The sequence below is a fragment of the Paenibacillus etheri genome (assembly GCF_001012825.1).
Taxonomy (GTDB): domain Bacteria; phylum Bacillota; class Bacilli; order Paenibacillales; family Paenibacillaceae; genus Paenibacillus_AQ; species Paenibacillus_AQ etheri.
On record NZ_LCZJ02000019.1, the window covers coordinates 567,427 to 587,307 of the forward strand.

The window sequence follows — 19,881 nt, forward strand, 5'->3', positions numbered from 1 at the left end:
CTTACCAGCAGTGCCGCAAATTGAGCACGAGTGACTTGGCCTGCTGGTGCAAACGCCTGATCCGTCATGCCGTTAATGATCAGTTTAGAGGCTAAGGTCTCAACATCCTTTTGCGCCCAATGTCCAATCATATCATCGAAGGTTTTTTTGTTCTGAACGATTGCGTATAAGCCATTTGCTTGACTGAATATGGAGACTTCAGTTTTGCCGTTCTTCACTGTGAATACCGATGGCACGAAACGCATTACTCCCGTTACCGGATCGAATATAACAGCGGTCGCAGACAACGGATCTTGAATAACGCCATCCAAATTTATGACACGTGTTATAAACGTATTTCCGAGACGTTGAAGCTCTTCTTCTTTATCATTTGATTTAAGAATGGCTTTGAATGCGATAATGTTGCTTACTCGCTTCATTCCTTTTTCTACTATGGATTGTTCAAACTTCTGTTCATGCTGTGAAGTCATATTATCCATTCGAATGATTAAGGTTGAACCCGAAACTTTACCTGTTTTCTCTAGTTCTTCACGATTCAGATTGGAAAGCGGAAGTTCATAACTACCTAAATGACTACTAAGTGTAATGATTGTGTCCTTATTCGCTTTCAAGCTGTTGTACAAGACATCCAGTGGAAGATGCACTGTATTCCATGCATTCACTCCTGGAATCTCGATGTTAAGATTAGGACTTTCGGTTGTTTTGTAAAGTGCTTCTAACTTTTTCGCTAATGTTTCCCGATCAATGTTTACCGTTAGGCTCAGTGATCCGTTCTGTGCAGTTTTACTTTCTAGTTCTTTCTCTGTTGGCACATAACGATGTGGATCTTCTTTCGTCGGTGATGTCGTTGGTGTAGGTGTTATTGTAGGAATCGTTGGTGTCGTTGGGCTGCCTGGATCTACACCTGTTCCTGGACCAGTACCTGGATCAGTACTGTCGTCTTGCCCACTAATCGTAATCTCTTTGATTCCATAAACTGATGGATTTCCAACGGAAGTCGCTACCACTCTCACAACACCGTTCTTCACAGCTTTCAATAAACCACTCGAATTAATGATCGCTTGATCCGTTGGTGTTACTCCATCCGCTCCAAAAACTGTCCAAATAACAGACTTGTTCGTAGCATTTTCAGGCAATACATTAGCACCAAATTGGAGGGTTCCATTCTTAGTGGTAATCGTTGAAACATCTCCTGAACTTGTAATGTTAATCTTTTCAACATCCACAGGATCAGTGCCCGGATCGATAATGTCCAATTGACCACTTATGGTAATAGACAACTCACCTTGAACATTAGAACCATCCGTTGCTGTGGCTACCACCTTCACGGTTCCATCTTTCACCGCCGTCAGCAGTCCAGATAGATTAATGGTTGCTAAATCCGTTGCAGATACGCTATCCGCTCCATATACAGCCCATGTTACCGACTTATTCGTAGCATTAGCAGGCAGCACGGTAGCACCAAGTTGAAGGCTTCCGCTCTTAGTGGTAATCGTTGACACATCTGCTGAACTTGAAATGTTAATCTTTTCAACATTCACAGGATCTGTGCCCGGATCGATAATGTCCGATTGACCACTTATGGTAATAGCTAACTCACCTTGAACATTAGAACCATCCGTTGCTGTGGCTACCACCTTCACGGTTCCATCTTTCACCGCCGTCAGCAAACCGGATAGTTCAATGGTCGCTTTGTCCGTTACTGTTATGCCATCTACTTCATACACAGCCCATGTTACAGACTTATTAGCATGGGTAGGTAGCACGGCAGCGCCTAATTGAAGAGTTCCTTTCTTCGTCGTAATCACCGATGATTCACTTGTGATCGTGATCGATTGAACCTTAACATGATTGTGGATACTATCCTCCATCACTTGCAGTGCAGCATTTAAATCCTTCACCGCCTGCTGCAATTGCTGCTGCGTAACAGAGATGCTATCGCGTACATCCTTCGCCTGATCAATAGCTTTTTGTAAAGTTAGTTTCGAACCTTCTGGATACTGACCCTCTTCATTTCCTTCTACTGCACTGTCGTGCTTGCTTTGCACACTTGTGATAAGTGCTTGAAGGGCTTGATAGTCCTCATCCATCTCATTCTTCATGATGTTAATCTCTGCCGCTGAAGCTAAACCACCATGACCTGCGATGGCAGTAAGTTTCAGGTATCTGCTTGCGACCGGAGCAAATTCTGCGATTTTCTCAGTGCTGTCATCATCCCAGCTTCCGCCTGTAACTGGTGTGAAGTTCTCACCGTCCAAGCTTGTTAATATCTCGTAAGAAGTAATATTTCCGTTCTGTGCCCCATTTTGCCTAGGCAAATATTTTAGTTTCGAAATGACATGCGTATTACCAAGATTAAGGGTTATCGATTGTGGCAGCGGATTAGACAAATCCCACTTCGTATGCCAGATTGTCGACGGATTACCATCAATGGCTTGCGAAGCATCATTATTTTCTCCACTTGTCTCTTCACTCGTTGCCGTAGCAGTCATTTGTGATTGTGGGATCAACGACGTGTCAACCGGAACCGCGCCATATACGTCAAATTCCCAGAAACTTGCCCATCCATCGGACATATCTGTCACTTGGATTCGTACATACCTTGCACGTGTATTGAAATAGTCGAACTGCACTTGGGATGAGCTTGACTTTTTCGTTATTGTCGTCCACTTCACATCATCGTCTGAAACCTCGATTTGATATCCGTAATTCCTATTGTCCATTTCCCACTTCACCCGGGTACCCGATAAATCGTAAATCGCCCCAAGGTCAACCTTGTACCAATGTCCCGTGTTTCCGTCGTCTGCGCTCCAACGGCTCGATTCATTTCCATCGTTACCGGCTTCAGCAGGGTTGTTCCACTGGGAACTATCTGCGGTTACGGGCTTATTAAGCGCTATGTTGTGAGGGGCGCTGTACACTTGAATTTCTTTGAACGCTGGCTTCTCCGTACCACTACCTCCAGCAAGTGAATCCACGGTTACTCTGACGTACCTGACCCCGGCTGCCGTGTAGTTATCTGGATTCATATCTTGACCCGAAGCCGTACGGCCCGCTACTTGCGACCATTCTGTACCGTTAGAGGAAACTTCGATTCTGTAGGTATAATGCATGTTATCTCTTCCCCAAAGGATTTTGCTGCCTACCAAATTGTAAGAAGCACCCAAGTCCACCTGCCACCATGCAGGTGCACTACTGTTGGCCTCCCACCACGAGGCGTTGATGCCATCATTCGCCATGGACGGTTCATTACCGTTTGCCGAGCTGCTTGCGCTGACGGACTTATTTAACGCGACATTTACCAATTCCGGATGTTGCGTTGCCTGGTTTTGAAACGGCGCTACTCCAAACACTTTCAACTCGTTGAAACTGGCTTGACCCGTTTGTACTCCCGTTACTATAATGCGAACATACCGTGCATTAGCAGATAGCTTATCCCTTTGACGCGACGTTGCTGTCTTATTTTGGGTGTTGTCCAAAATCGTCGTCCAATTTCCTTGATCTTCAGATACCTCGATTTTGTACTGATTATAGGAATTTCCACTTGCCCAGACAATTTCCGAGCCCGTGATATTAAAGACGCTGCCCAAATCGACCTCCCACCATTGTCCAGGATCGCTGCTTGCAGCTGTCCAGCCGGTCGTCTCGTTCCCGTCATTACCATTCGAGCCTGGATTTTCACTTTGCTCACTGCTTGTTGTTATGCTTTTGTTCAAAGCGACATTCTCACCTTCAAACCAATGTTCTCCTCCGTCACTTCCACCGGGCACGAACACGCTTTGACTTGCCTCGCTAGTGATTTCGGCAATTCCCGCGACTAAACCGTTCGCTCTCGCTGTCAGCTTTAAGGTGCCAGGCGTACGAGAAGATTGCACGAATGCGGCGGCTATGCCTCCTTCTACAGCAACTGGGTTTGCAAAAGTTCGCGTTACGCCATTGCCAACTAGCCCGCCCGGGCCGCTCAAGTTTAAGGAAACAGAAACGGAATTCGTCGGAACAATGTTATTGTCAGCGTCACGTACTGTAATGTAAGCCATTACCAGGTCCGAACCATCCGCAACGAGCCCCTTCCCTTTCGTATCGTACTCTACATTCAGATGATGAGGCTGTCCCGGCGTATTCACGGTGTGTGATGCCACAACCACGCCGCCTATTAGACCATCTGCACGTAACGATCCAGCCGCCCAAGGTACATTATTAAATGTAAATGTCGGGTGGGCTACATGCTTAAATCCGCTATCGGGATTTTGGGTATCAATGAGTTTATTGTTCAAATAAAGCTTAATTTGCTCCGTATTGCTCGCCACTGTGACGTTTCTTGATGAAGATGGTGTCCAATAATTGGCTATAAAGACCATCGGACCAGAGTCGACGCCGCTTAGCTTCAAGCCAGGATCACGCTGACTTTGGAAGAAATGGTAATTGAATTTCGGATACCGGTCTAGATCCACTAGACCTGCATAGGCCGGGTCGGTATCCATGCCACGGTTGTTGTCGCTAAAGCTCCAGACCGTATGTCCGGCTATGCGCGGATTTGCATTAAGGCCCGCCCAGTCGAAGTATCCCTCTCCGTTTAGAGCCTTTTGACGTAAGAGGGTGGAGTTTATCATGTCGGTTTCGCCCACTTTGCGGACCGACCGATACCCGGTAAGGCTTGTCGCGCTTTCCGACCAATCGTCTCCCCATTCCCTCGTAAAGAGTGGCTTTAAGGCCGAATCCAATTCTTTGTAGTTCACATCATAAACTTCTTTTCCTTTAAATCCGTATTCCGCAGACGTATACGTCTGATCTCCCGGATATTCTTCATGAGTAGCCTTATGCGCGTTTTGCGCATACTCCAGCGAGTAGTCCGTTTCATTCAAGCTGGATTCCCACATAATGATGCTCGGATGATTTCGGTCTCTTCGTACCATATCTCGGATGGCTTGATAGGAACGCTCCTCAAAGACAGAATCTCCGAAGAATTGCCACCCCGGCGTCGGGGAGATAACGGTCAATCCAAGTTCATCCGCCGCATCTAAGAAAGATGGATCCTGCGGATAATGACCCGTGCGTACGGTATTGAAACCACCTTCTCGAAGCTGCTTAGCGTCTCGGTACTGTCCTGAATTAGGCATCGCGTTACCGACATACAGATACTCTTGGTGCCGATTCGCGCCATACAACATTAGTTTCTCTCCATTAATGAGAAATCCTTGATCAGGAGTAAATTGAATCCGCCGGATCCCGATGCGGGTCTTGTAACTATCCACAAAAGTGATCCCATCATTCACTGAAGTATATACTGTGTACAAATTAGGATGGTCAGGATGCCAAAGCTTCGGATTACTAATCTTCGTCGATTGGACAAACGTATGGTCGTTACCCGCCCCTATATTTTGAGCATCGCTCATCATAGTGGCGACCACTTGATTGTTGCTGTCGACGATCGTGGTTTTAACGCTAGTGTTCTTAGCGCTCGCGTTTTCATTGATGATATTTGTCTTCACCTGTACCGTCGCTTCGTCTTTACTTACCTGTGGGTAGGTAACAAAAATGCCGCCGTCTGCCACCTTATTTGCGTATATAGCATCGGTGACGTGCAAGTTATCCATGACATGCAGCTTAACGTCTCGATAAAGTCCGCCAAAATATGCAAAGTCCAAACCGCTTTGCGGCTTTCCTGGCGGGGTTTGCGGATCATCCCTATTATCAAGCTTTACTGTGATGACATTCGTTGCATCACCTAATTGAACATACTTTGTAATATCGAATGTAAAAGGAGTATATCCGCCGTGATGAATGCCAAGATACGTGCCGTTAATCCACACTTCTGCATTGGTCATTGCCCCTTCGAATTCGATAAACAGCTTCTTGCCAGTGTAAGAATTATCGAGCGAGAAATGTCTTCGATACGATGCCAAGCCTTGATAGCTTTGATTGATGCCCCCGTTGATTTTCGGTTCTAGACGTACGCTATGAGGTAAATTAACGCCCTCCCAGCCGCTATCATCGAATGTTAATTCTTGGGCTCCGCTTACATCCTCACGTTTGAATAACCAACCCGTGTTGAAATTTAATTCCTCTCGGTTTGTTGGATCAGTTGACGGATTCTGATCATCATTTTGTCCAGTGATGATAATAACTTTTTCATCGGAGAGCGAAGAATCGTCCGTTACTGTAGCAACGACTTTCACGCTTCCATCCTTCACAGCTGTTAGCTTGCCAGATTGATCGATAAGTGCTTTTTCTGTTGCAGTACCATCAACTTCATAGACAGCCCATGTTATTGGCTGATCAACCGGAAGCACGACTGCTTCTAACGAAAGACTTCCACCCTTTACGTTGATACGATTAGATTCGGTTGTGATCTTGATCGATTTGCCATTCGGATCAGTGATTATAAGCGATTCGAAGGTTTGTAGCGCAGCATTCAAAGAATTTAAAGTCTTCTGTAACTGCTGCGGTGTAATCGAACTGCTGTTGACTGCCTTTTTCGCTTCAGTTATGGCTGTCTGTAACGTTTGTTTTGAACCAGCCGGGTATTGCCCCTTGCCGATGCCTTCAACAGCGCTATCATGCTTGCCTTGCGCATTTGTTATAAGTTCAGCAATCTCCTGATACTGGCCATCACTAGCATCTTTGCTTACATTGAGTTCCGCAGCTGAAGCTAAATCGCCATGACCTGCAGTAGTAGTAAGCTTCAGGTATCTACTTGTTACCGGAGTAAATTGTGCGGTTTTTTCATTGCTGTCATCACCCCAGGATCCGTTTGCAAACTGTGTAAAAGAAGTTCCGTCCAAACTTGTCGATAATTCATAAGAAGTAATATTGCCGTTTTGTGACCCATTTTGCCTTGGCAAATATTTAAGTTTTGATATCATTCTCGGTTTCCCAAGATCTAGAGTAATCGACTGCGGCAATTCCGCCATAGGATCCCATTCTGTATGCCAGATGGTCGAAGGATCTCCGTCAATGGCATTACCCGCTTCGTCTCCGCTGTGATGACTGGTTGATTTTGCTGTCATTTCATTTTGAGGAATCTCACTAGGATCCGATTCAGCAGGTGTATAATCATTCGTTCGCGTGACGACAAATCCTTGACTTTCATCAATAGATTCCGTACCAGCGATCATGCGATTAAAGTTTATTTTTTTGTCAACATTGCTTTCTGCGAACGTATTTCCCGTAATGGTGACGGCTTTAGATGCATCAAATGCAAGCTCAAAACCACCTTGATTCGCAGTATTGTTCGTAAACGTTAACCCATCTGCACTCTTTGCATAAATTGCGGAATTGCCGCCCTCCTTATTAAACTGATTGCCGTCAATCACAATATGACTATGCACGGTCTTATCTGGATTCGTCAGAGAAGTGCTCGGTTCAACACTAATCACCGCGTTCCCGTTATTATTAAACGTATTGTTACGAATCAAGACATCCTTCACCATTCCCGATTCGTACCAGCTATTAGCATCATCTGCGATCAAGATCGCGCTCATCTGCATGCCATTAAATGTGTTATTCTCGATGCGAACAGGACCACGCGTTGTCACAAGGATGCCTCTGGTCGGAATCGTTTCAAACGTTGAATTCTTAATAGTAACATTCGGGGTCCATGTGGCATTTTCAACCACATACTCATTCGCAGTTACCGAAGAAGGTACTGTCTTATCTAGTGTAAGAACAATTTGAGTATCATTTACGCGTGTCACATCGGTGACCACTGCACTTTCCTTTGAGAGTAAAGTCGACTTGTTGATATATTCGATCGTATCTCCGATGGCAAATGCATCAAACCCCCAGCTCTCAGGATGCATAAATTGTACTTTCACCTGATTGGATGACGTTACTTGTACAATTTGCAGATGAGTGCCGTGAATGTTAATCGCATCATCATGTGCTCCAGCAAAATAGGAGTTCGATACCTGAATGTCACCCTTGCTTCCCGAAACTTGCAGGAAGTCCGCCATCGATGCATTCGTCCGTCCACTGCCTGTCTTAGGTGCGAAATTCAAATTATCAAACGCAACATCTTCACTGTATTGGCTGACAATTCCAAGCCCGGGTGCAGCATAGAAGTTAACATCTGACCACGCAATATTCTTGCTTCGATAAATCAACGCACCTTGTTCTCTTCTTGCTGTATCCCGAAGCTGATATGTGTGTCCTACTGTCATTTTCGGACTATTGTTGAAGTTGAATTGTACCTCTCGTTTACCGAGATCCTGTGCGCTTGTTGTACCATCAAGAGGATTATCAACTCTCCAGGTCTGTTTCGTAACTGGGTTATACTCTTGCACAGCCTTTACATTTTGAGTTCCGTTCTCTGTCCAATTCTCTTCACCGAACCATACTAATTGATTGTTCAAAATTGAGTACCATGAATCCGGATGTATACTCGCTTTCATGTAGTTGTTGCCTACTTCAGTAACGGTCATCTCCGATACGACAGGTCGGTTAAAATCGATGTTTATTCCGTTCACCTTGATATTTGTCGCATGGTCAAATACGATAGGTGTCATCACACCATGGAATAACAAGGTCGAATCATTCCCCCGAATGGTAAGATCATCAATGTCCTTGAATAGAAGGCCTACCTTTCGAGTACTGTTAGGTGTCTGCTCTTTTGTGGTCGTATTTGAAATAAAATATTGCACCTGTTTCGCAGTTGATGCTTTAAAATGGTAAGTTTCTGTCGGAAAATCTAAAATTACAGGCTTCTGCGCCGTCTTGGCGGCCTCAATTGCCGCTCTCACCGCGTCCCCTGCGTCTTCACCTTTATAATTTAGGGTAATTACGCTGTGATTTACTCCATTAATTGCTTCAGTAGTTTGTTTAAAATAATCCTTGGAATTGCCCACGCCTTTAACTACACGGGACTGAATATCCGCACGGTCAACTGAAATATAAGTGTTATTCGCATTGGCATTCTTCTGATCTGTCACCCGGATTTTGAGCACATGCTCCTGATTCAACATCTCCGAGCTTTCAAAAAGCAGTTGTTGATCTAAACGCGAAGAGGCGTAAGTATCGACCAGTTGCTCAGGACCATCGTCGATGGAGAACGCAACAATCCCCTGATTATCGTTTTTAGCTCCATATATTTGCACCTTTGAGCCAGTAAAACGCAGGAGCGCGTATGAACCCGCTTTGTTCGAATAATGGTTGTCACGACTGAATGCCCCAGCTTCAGAAGAGCTATAATCCCAACCCGCACCGTATACAAACTGATCACTTCCTGATCCAGTTGCATTGTCATTCACGGTTCTATCTAACGAGAATGCAAACTTCTGGTTACTGCCCGTATCAGCTTTGTTTTGTACGAATTGTTCACCGCTTGAAACACTGTTGTCAGGTATTTCAATCACTTTTCCGCTAGCCCGATTTTTCAATTGATAATAGCCATCACCTGCATCTACGACTGACCATTCATCATTGTGGGTAGCATCATCGGTGTACGTGGCTTGAATGATTCCTGCACCGTCTGATGTTGACGCATTCTCTACAGTAAGTGCTTTTGAACTGCTCATTGAGGTAATTTTGTAATAACCCGGGTTTGTCTTCATAAACATCCATTGTTGATTCTGCCCCGCACTTTCGGACCACTGGATGATAGCAGCGCCATCTGATTTGGAATCCTCGTTCACGTCCATACGAAGATTGCTGTGTTGAACCGTAAGGTTGAACTTTTGTTGATCAAATGGATCACTTGCAGGATCAATTTTCAATAATTGCTCATCTGAATCTGTTATTGAAGATTGGATCAACTGTGTCCCAGTCTCTGTGCTGGTGGTTGAAGCCGTAAGGGCTTTACCACTTCCGCGATTAACCAACTGATAATAACCGCTCCCTTTATCAACAAGACGCCATTCATCATTATAAGAGGTGTCTGAAGTATAGGTTTGCTGTACGAGTTTCGCACCATCGGTCATGGATGAATCTAGCACTGCAATCACTTTTTTACTCGTGTTGTTGGTAACTTTGTAGTATCCATCACTTACACTTTCTACATACCACTGCTGACTGCTTGCTAACGATACTGCTGGCATTTGCACAACCGCTGCTTGCTCTTGCACCGATGCCCCTTCAATATCTAGCAAATGGCCGCTGTTTTTCATTTTCATATTGTATAAATGTCCATCTTGTAAAGGAATCGAACCGATCGTGTAAACGTCTCCAATTTGTGTGTCAAAAGAAATCTGATTGTTATTATCTATGGAGTGCTTTACATTCTGACCGGCTTGATTCATGACGCTAGCACCAGCAATGTTTGGATAAGTAACAACCGCACGATTGCCTTTATTCGATTTGACGCTAATGTTTGTAGCTCTTGAATGGTTCCAGTTCACACTAACCTCAAATCCCCCACGTGCAACCAAGCCTGAATAACTTCCTTCTGGCCATGAAGCAGGGAGCGCCGGCAAAATATCGATGTTATCCAAATGACTTTGTAGTAGCATTTCAGACATACCGGACGTAGCACCGAAGTTGCCATCGATTTGGAATGGCGGATGTGTATCGAACAAGTTATTTAATGTACTTCCGGTAAGCTGCCCTTCCAGAATCGTATGTGCATGTGTACCGTCTTGGGCACGAGCCCACATGTTAATTTTGTTAGCTTTACTCCAACCTGTACCCTCATCTCCACGGTGCTCCAATGATACTTTAGCTGCTTTCAGGAGTTCTGGCGTATTTTTGTTAATTTGCTTTCCTGGAAACAGAGCGATTAATTGAGACAAGTGGCGATGTTTGTTGTTCGGATCGTCGATGTCCTCTTTCCATTCTTGAATTTGTCCGTACTTTCCGATTTTAATTGGAGATAGCTGATTTAATTTAGTCTGGACTTCCTCACGAAAATCAGAATCGACTTTTAAGGTTATACTCGCTTCCAAATAGTTGGTAAAAAGATCTTGTACGAGCTGCTGGTCATAAGCACATCCTGTACTGATCGTTCCTTGTTCCGGTGAATAACAAGGCGTGGATACCAATGTTCCATCCGTATCTTCAACTAAATACTGGGTCCAAAATTGTGTCGTTTCTTTCAAAATTGGATATACACGTGACTTCAGTAGATCGATATCTCCTGAAAATTTATAACTCTCCCAAATGTTATTCGAAATAAAAGCATTGGATGCCGGTGACCAGCCCCAATTAAAATCCCATCCCGGCGAAGTATATCCGAATGGATTGTTTGCCACTCCAATCGACCATGCATCTTTAATGCCATAATATTTCTCAGATGAAATTCGACCTGGAGTACGCAATGAATTAATGTAATCGATCAATGGTGACATCGTCTCCGAGAGGTTCGATACCATCGCTGGCCAATAATTCATTTGAATGTTGACATTAAAGTGATAATCACTGCTCCATGGCGCTCTGTTGGAATTATTCCATACGCCTTGTAAGTTGGCCGGTAGTGAACCGGAACGTGAAGAAGAAATTAGCAGATATCGGCCATATTGATAAAATAATACCTCTAACGCTTTACTTTTCGTTCCTTCATATGTGGCTAAGAGCTCGTCTGTTGGAATCGTAGGCTTGGAATCGCCCAAATCTAGTTTCACACGATCAAACAAAGCCTTATAATCTTGCTTATGATTCTCAAGTAGCGTTTCATAAGTTTTACTCTCAGCAGCATCCAATATCGCCACTTCCTCATTATGCGGGTCATTTCCTCTATAAGTAGGATAGGTATTGGAATAGTTAGTGCCCATTGTAGTAAGAATGGTTAACGAATCAACATTCGCTGCATGGATCTTCCCATCCCCCGGGGTTATATTTCCGCCTTGATGGAGCACACGGAAGTTCGCTTCATATAGCAAATTGTTGTCAAGAACATTACCCCTAATATTAATGTTGTTCCCGCTCGCTGTAACTACGCCTCCCTGAGCACTTGTCGGGCGTACATCCAAGGACAGCTTACCTGGCTGATTGGCTGTCAAACGCGTAACCATCACTTTATCAGGATAGCTGACAAAATATTCTCGTGTATACTCTACTCCATCTTGCGTGTACTTCACTCGAGATATCGCATCTTCAATATCGAGTTCTCGGCGGTAATTCTCTGCTTTACTTGATGATTTCTCAAAATCTAGGTACAAGTCTCCAAAAGTTTGATAACTTCCTAAGCCTACATTCAAACCTGTAAGATTTTCATTCGCTTCTTTTTGTGCACCATTAATATCCCCCGCGCGAAGTTTAGCCCGGACACTCTCCAAATGATCTGCAGCACCATCACGATTACCGAAAGTATAAGGTGTTGAGGACTCTGCTTCATCCGTGGAAGGCCAATTATATATGAAAGAAGAACCTGGCCCACCGGACCATAACGTTTTCTCATTTAATTGAATACGTTCCTGTTCGATGCCACCAAAAACCATTCCTCCCATATGTCCATTGCCAATGGGAAGCGCTTCTGATTCCCAATCTATCGCCGGTTGCCGGTACCATAGTGATAATTTATTTTCAGGGGCGGCGGATAATCCCGCGATAGCGCTTACAGATTCTGCTTTAGCTATGGGAACAGATATAGGATGCTGAATAATTAAGCTCAATGATAAAGCGCTCACTGTCAAACGTTTAGCTAACGATCTGATTTTAAACAAGAGTATTCATTCCTCCTAATATAACTAGTGATAATCATTGTGCTCGGTTCACTGTTTAGTGTGAGCCGAGCACAATTGTTAATCATTCATTTAGTTAATGAATTTTAAAAACTGCAAAATTTGTTTAATCATTACAGCAGCTTCAGCACGTGTAGCTGCATCTTGTGGAGCAAAGGTTGTGTCTGTTTTACCTTTAATTAATCCTTTGCTAACCGCTTCTGTTACTGCTTGCGCAGCATAATCAGAGATCCGGTTCTGATCAGCAAATGGAGTATGGGTTTGAGGTTCTGCTTTATGATCTCCTTGAACAAGCCCAACAGCGTTCATGATCATCACAACCATTTGCTCTCGTGTAATCCGTGCATCCGGACTGAATTTACCCTCACCAACGCCTTTAATCAAACCAAGTTTCGCTGCCGTATTCACATCCTGTGCATACCACGCAGTTGTACTAACATCTGCAAACATATTTGTTACCGACTCCGTCGATAACCCCAGTCCTCTTACCAGTAGTGCCGCAAATTGAGCACGTGTAACTTGGCCTGCTGGTGCAAACGTCCGATCTGTCATTCCGTTTATGATCAGTTTAGAGGCTAAGATCTCCACATCCTTTTGCGCCCAATGTCCAATCATATCGTCAAAGGTTTTCTTGTTCTGAACGATTGCGTATAAGCTATTTGCTTGACCGAATATCGAAACTTCAGTTTTGCCGTTCTTCACATTAAACACTGATGGCACGAAGCGTATTTGACCTGTGATCGGATCGAATATAACAGCGGTCGCAGACGATGGATCTTGAATAACACCATCCATATTTACTACACGTGTCATAAACATATTGCCGAAACGTTGAAGCTCTTCTTTTTTATCATGCGATTTAAGAATGACTTTGTACGCTATGATGTCGCTTACTCGCTTCATTCCTTTTTCTACTATGGATTGTTCAAACTTCTGTTCATGCTGTGAAGTCATATTATCCATTCGAATGATTAAGGTTGCACCCGCAACTTTAGCCGCTTTCTCAAGTTCTTCACGATTCAGATTGGAAAGCGGAAGTTCATAACTGCCTAAATGGCTACTTAATGTTATGATTGTGTCCTTATTCGCTTTCAAGCTGTTGTACAAGACATCCAGTGGAAGATTGACTTCATTCCATGAATTCGCTCCTGGAATCTCGATATTGAGATTAGGGTTTCCTGTAGTTTTGTTAAGTGCTTCTAATTTCTTCGCTAAAGCTTCCTTATCAATATTAATGGTCAGGCTTGTTGTTCCGTTCTGTGCAGTTTCACTTTGCAGTTCTTTACCAGTTGGCACATAACGATGTGGATCTTCTTGTGTAGGAGAGGTCGTTGGTGTAGGTGTAGGGTTCGTTGGTGTCGTTGGGTTGCCTGGATTTGTGCCTGGATTATTTGTTCCTGGGTCTGGAGTAGGCTCTGGAGTAGGCTCTGGACTGTCAGTTTGACCGCTTATTGTAATCTCTTTTATCCCGTAAACTGTGGCGTTATCAACGGATGTAGCAATGACTTTCACAATGCCGTTCTTCGCAGCCGTTAACAACCCATTTGTATTGATGATTGCTATATCTGTTGGAGTTATTCCATCCGCACCATAGACCGCCCACGTAACGGATTTGTTCGTAGCATCAACTGGTAGGACCTCCGCCTGTAACTGAAGAGTTCCTTTCTTCACGTCAATGGATGACGAAACGCTAGTGATTGAGATGGACTCTACTTTAACATGTTGATTCTTTGAAGCCTCGAATACTTCAATTGCTGAATTCAAGTTAGTTGTTGCTTGCTCTAACTCCTGCTGGGTAGTGGAATTATTATCAACTACTTGCTGTGCCTCCAAGATCGAAGCCAACAATTCCTGTTTCGAGCCAATTGGATACTGCCCAACAGCCGTTCCTTCCACAGCTAAACCATAAATAGATTTAGCATCTGCAACACGTGCTGCAAGCTGTGCTCTATAAACATCATCGCTTACGATTACATTCGCTACAGCTGGTATTAAGCTGCCATCTACCGCTCCACTCACGCTAAAGCTACCCTCTTCAGCATACAGTGAAGGATCAATAATATCCCATACAACTGATTTGTCTTGGGTTGTTCCATCATTGTAAACAGCCGTTACGACTGTTGGCAGTACTGGTGGAGTTCCGGTCACCGTAGCTACATTGACTGGCATGATATTTGTAATCACTGGTGCAGCTACAGGCACCCATTTCGCATACAGTGTAATATCATTTGTTGGGACCGTATCAACAGTGAAATCCCATACGGTACTTAGTGCTTCGTCTTTATACCAATTTACAAACTTAAATCCTTTTAGAGTCGGTTCTGCAGGTGCAGTAATTTTCGTTCCGACTTCAGCCCCATATAAGGAAGAAATCGAACTTCCTCCATTACTGTTGAAGTTAATAGTTGTACCGATATTCAGTTGGGAAGTTTTCCACTCATCATGCCAACTTATCGCAACTCTGCGATTCTCGTTATCGAGTTCAAGCGGAAGCCAAACATATCTGGAATCACTCAAATTATTCGGGTACCAACGATCGGCCATAAAGATAAATTTGTTCGGTACGAGAGTGCCATTACCATCCCGATATGGTAGTACAAATGTGCTTTGACTTCTGAAGGTATCTCTACTGTCATTAACCATAGGATTGCCTTTATTTTCCCACGGTCCAAACATTCCCTCAGTGGAGACGCGGTATTGGGCTTCGTTAGGATCCCAACCGGACAAACCGGACGTAATCATATAATAGACTCCGTCTTGCTTAAAGATCGTTGGTGCTTCTCTCCAATCTTTAAACGCTCTCACATAGTGAGTCCCTTCTAAGGATTCACCCTTCTCATTCTGGGCTGGACCTGTATAATCATCGTTCAACATCATGATTATCGTCGTAGCATTTTCTTCGGAAGAATAAACCAAGTAGGCTTTATCATGCGTCGCTTCATTACCATCATCATCAACATACACTGTCATATCTCGAAGCATTCCTTCATTGCCATGTTCGTCACCTACATTTGGCAAACGGGATGTGCTGAGATATTTAAACGGTCCAGTTGGCGAATCGCTGACGGCAACACCGCCTTCTGCTGTCCAATATTCGCCAGCAATCGGTCCGTCCTGATGCCACCACATCACATATTTGTCGGTTTTCTTGTTGTAGACCACTTTTGGACGCTCGACAACTTTATCCCAGTTGAAATCTTTATACATCTTTTGCTTATCTTTGTTCGAATAATTCGCATACAGCGCATTTAACTCAGCGATTCGTTCCGGTGAATTATGTTTGCTGAGCGTATTGTTCGGCGCTTTCATGTTACCTGTGTAATCTTCATCTTTACTTTTTATTTCTACTTTCCTATTCGGATCGTATGGTACCCCGCTATTCTTGTACGTTTCAGAATTTTCATCCAGATATAATGGCATGCCCTCTCCAGCCAGTACTTCCTTTACGCCAAGTTGAGGGTTATTGAAGACAGGCAATACGATGCCTTCATTTTGCCATGTGTACAAATCTTTGGACGAATATGCGTGAACGCCAGTAGGAAGATAACCTTCCGTCTTGTCTTCACCGTACCAGTAATATGTCTTGTTCTTCTCGTTAAACAGAATGCCTCCGCCATGTGCTTGAATCGGCACGCCTTCCGTATCCAGCCATACCTCACCGCTCTTAATGGAGCTTCTGTTATTTACAGTCAAATAGAGGTTGTATAAATCCTTTATATGCTTGGTGTAATACGTAATGCTTTCTTCGGTTAAATCGCTGAGATTACCAATCGTTGTAATTTGCTTTTCAATCGCATCTTTCACTTTGGGACTAATGTCTGACAGTGTAAGCAATTGATCGATCGCTGCTTGTAGTTTACTAGTATCAAAAGTCGCTGTTTGTTTCTGACTAACTGCAATTTCTGCTGCGCTAAGTGTGTTACCGTCACCGCCAGTAGTTATAGCCTGAATCGCGATATAACGAGCATCAACGGATTTGAACGTTGCGGATTGAACACTCGTGTCATAGTCATCAAAAGAGCCATTTGCTGCAAATTTGAAATTCTCGTCCAAATAAGCTTGCGTACCGTCAGCAGGTGAATTCTCCAGGTTCGCATCGCTGTAATAGATTTTGAATTGTTTGATGCGGCCGTTTGCCTTGTCTTGTCTTGGTGTAACAAGCACCTTACCAACGTCACGCATGCTCTCACCCAGATCTACAACGATATAATCGCCAGATTTATACTTCACTCCATTCTTGTCCCAGTTCGATTCGAAGTAGGTATAAATGTCATTATCCACCATTAGATTAGCTGGATTTCCGTGATAGGCTTCTGGTGTATAGAAAAGGCTCATTCCCTTAATATTTGGATCACTATTTTGAATATTAGATATTTCAGTTACTATACGGCTGGCAAATTTTACGATCTCTTCTTGTGTCGCTGTTGCGCTTTTTAGCAGAGTATCAGCTTGAATAAGGATCGCGTTCAGATTCTTAAAGTAAGACTCATCTTTCCCAGAATCTGTTTTGAATTTCTCTGCAGCTTGAATCGCGCTGTCTAAGCTGGAGAAATCTACTTCATATCCCTGCTTGTTAAAAATATTGATTTCTGCAGCCGATGCATATTGTTTGCCTGCATCGCTTCTCGATTCTAGTGCGGTAAATCTAACATATTTAGCACCCTGTGCATTAAAGGTTGCTGTTTTCTCTGTCTTATCGGCATTCCAAGTTCCTTCTGCGACTACTTTGGTGAAATCTGTACCGTCTTCACTTACTGAAACTTCGAACTTGGTGATTACACCATTCCAGTCTGAATCCTGCCGCGGCAAATATTGAAGTTTATAGATACCGTCATATGACTTGCCGAGATCGTACGTAATGTTGTGCGGAAGTGGCGAATACTCGTTGTTATATGCACTATGCCATTTAGTTCCGGCATCGCCATCAATTGTTTTCTCCGGACCATCTTCAGATGCAGAATTGTCAGACGTTGCCTTCATCTGGATTTGTGGGATAAGTCCTTGGCCTAGAACGCTATATTCGACATTCAGCTTGTAAAGGATTTGTGTGATCTCTTCCTGTGTTGCTAAAGTGTTCGCTTGAACCACTCTGGCTTCATTCACCAAATCTTGCAAATCAGATACATTTGCGTTATTAGCTGAAATATAGTTTTCTGCTCTAGAAATTGCATTAACGAGTAAAGTCGTATCAACTGTGAAATTGGACTTTCTCATAATATTTATCTCTGCAGCCGATGCGTACTGTGCTCCAGACCCATTACTTTCATCGACCTTTAGCTTTACAAATTTTGCTTTCTGCGAATTGAACGTTGCAGTTTTTTCAGATTTATCGTTCTTCCAGGTTCCTTTCGCAACCGGTGTGAACACGTTGCCATCCGAGCTGACTTCAATCGTAAATTTCGTAATGATTCCGTTCCAATCTTTATCTTGCCTTGGTAAATAACTCAGCTTGTTGACATCATCGTAGTGGGCTCCAAGATCATAGGTGATCGAATGCGGCCCTCCATCATAAGGGTCCCATGAAGTATGCCAGTTCGTCCATTGATCACCATCCAATGATCTCTCTGCTGCTTCACCAGATTGAGCACTACTTGCAGTTACGGTCATATCGCTCTGAGGAATAAGTGAGTTTCCTTTAAAGGAAGCACCATCTATTACGAAGGTTGTAATGGACTTTGCTCCAACAGAAGTTTGCAACATTTTATCCAGAACAGGAACTTTCGCTTTCTGAACAACGTTTTCAGTCGTGGAAGAGACATAAGGCGTTGCATCTCCAGTGACTGTATCAAACTGTGATAAGTCTAAAGAAATATTTTGACTAGTTATGTTTGGATTTCTATATACAACATGAATTTTGTTAGTATTTGGATCATAAGCAGCCAACGTGTTATCGTCGTTATCCCCTATGAAGCTTGCACCCTGCGGAATAAACTTACTGAATTGCTGCATGGCGTAATACTTCTTTGTGTACCACCATTCTTGCGTGTCGAAATCTGCATGAAGGAGACCCCAGTTCATGTTCTCCTTATCCTTCTGCATGTTCTTCTCACTTTCAATCGCTTGCCAAGTGATCCACGCTGTAGGTTCTAACCAAGTAATGTCCGTCATGATTCTTTCTGCCAATGCTAGTGCCGGCTCGAAATCATCGTGATCGTGAGCAATTCCGGAAGGACCTAGATCCACTTCAGACATCCACAACGTTTTGTCTGCAGCTTTGGCGGCATCTCTGATCTCAGCTCGCTTTGACCCACCGTAGGAGTGAGTATTCATTTTACCAACATTAGCTTTGGTTGTCTCATCATAAGAATTCCAGTTGCTAACAAAGGTATCCAGAATCGATTCATCCATAGCAGCAATTTCTACAGACTGTAGATTGGCTTCATCCAGTTTAGCGCGTGTTGTATTAATGATCTTCATCTGAGAACCAACATCCCAGTGGGAACCCTCTTGTCCCCCTCCAAATCCCCAGTAATTCGTACTAGGTTCATTTACAGGTGATAGATAATTGAAATCAATATCCCAGTCATTTTTGAAATGCTTCACAACTTCTGTTAAATAGTTAGCAAAATTATCGTACTCATCCCACTTTAAGTTGTCTTTCCCTGAATCCCAATGACCAGTGGTACTTCCGCTTTCCGTCATATAATACGGAGCAGAATTTGAGAACGCTTCCAGAATGTTGGCACCTCGTTCTTTAGCTGCTTGCAGCCACCAACGCTGATTAGCATCTTGCGTCCAATCGAATACTCCAGGAGATGGCGAGAATCCAGGTATTTCTCCTCCTTGACGCATCGTATTGTAAGCAGGATTCTCACCGCCGCCAATATTATATCTGGCAATATTAAAGTTTAGACCTTCCGGTGAGTAGAGTGAATCCGCCAAAGCTTTTTTGACTTTATCGTTCCAACCACCCGTGATATTCCCGAACCAGGCAAGCGATGTTCCCCATCCTTCCCAAGGCTTTTGCATTTGGTTAGGATCTAGCTTAATTGAAGCATTCGCGGCACTTACTTTCTCACCTGTCAGACCCATAAACATAGGTACAATCAACGAAACAGAAAGAAAAGACATGGACAACCTTCGTCTTACTCTAGTAATCATCTAGATTACCCCCTATCACATAATTGATCTTTGAATCGATGACACTTTAAGCAATTTTCCATTCACCATTGTCATTGCACTGTTTTCTAGATTTTTATCACCTCCTCTATGGAATGTAACCGATTACAATTATGTATTATAAAATTATTAATTCATTCTTTTATAAGATTTG

At 43.6% G+C, this 19,881-nt stretch carries 2 protein-coding genes; both read right to left on the reverse strand.

The genetic code is table 11. The features are described 5' to 3' along the window. The coding region (locus UQ64_RS12065) for a glycosyl hydrolase family 95 catalytic domain-containing protein (protein WP_209445770.1) at window positions 1-12,590 on the reverse strand (12,590 nt) is incomplete at its 3' end. A 90-nt stretch (window positions 12,591-12,680) separates the two neighbouring features. Then, window positions 12,681-19,709, reverse strand: coding sequence for a discoidin domain-containing protein (locus UQ64_RS12070; RefSeq protein WP_060623693.1), 7,029 nt, complete (start codon window positions 19,707-19,709; stop codon window positions 12,681-12,683). Between the last annotated feature and the right edge of the window lie 172 nt (window positions 19,710-19,881).

What these genes read in the sequence shown, in the direction of transcription:
- UQ64_RS12070 (WP_060623693.1), bottom strand. Translation starts at nt 19,709, where the DNA reads ATGATTACTAGAGTAAGACGAAGGTTGTCCATGTCTTTTCTTTCTGTT.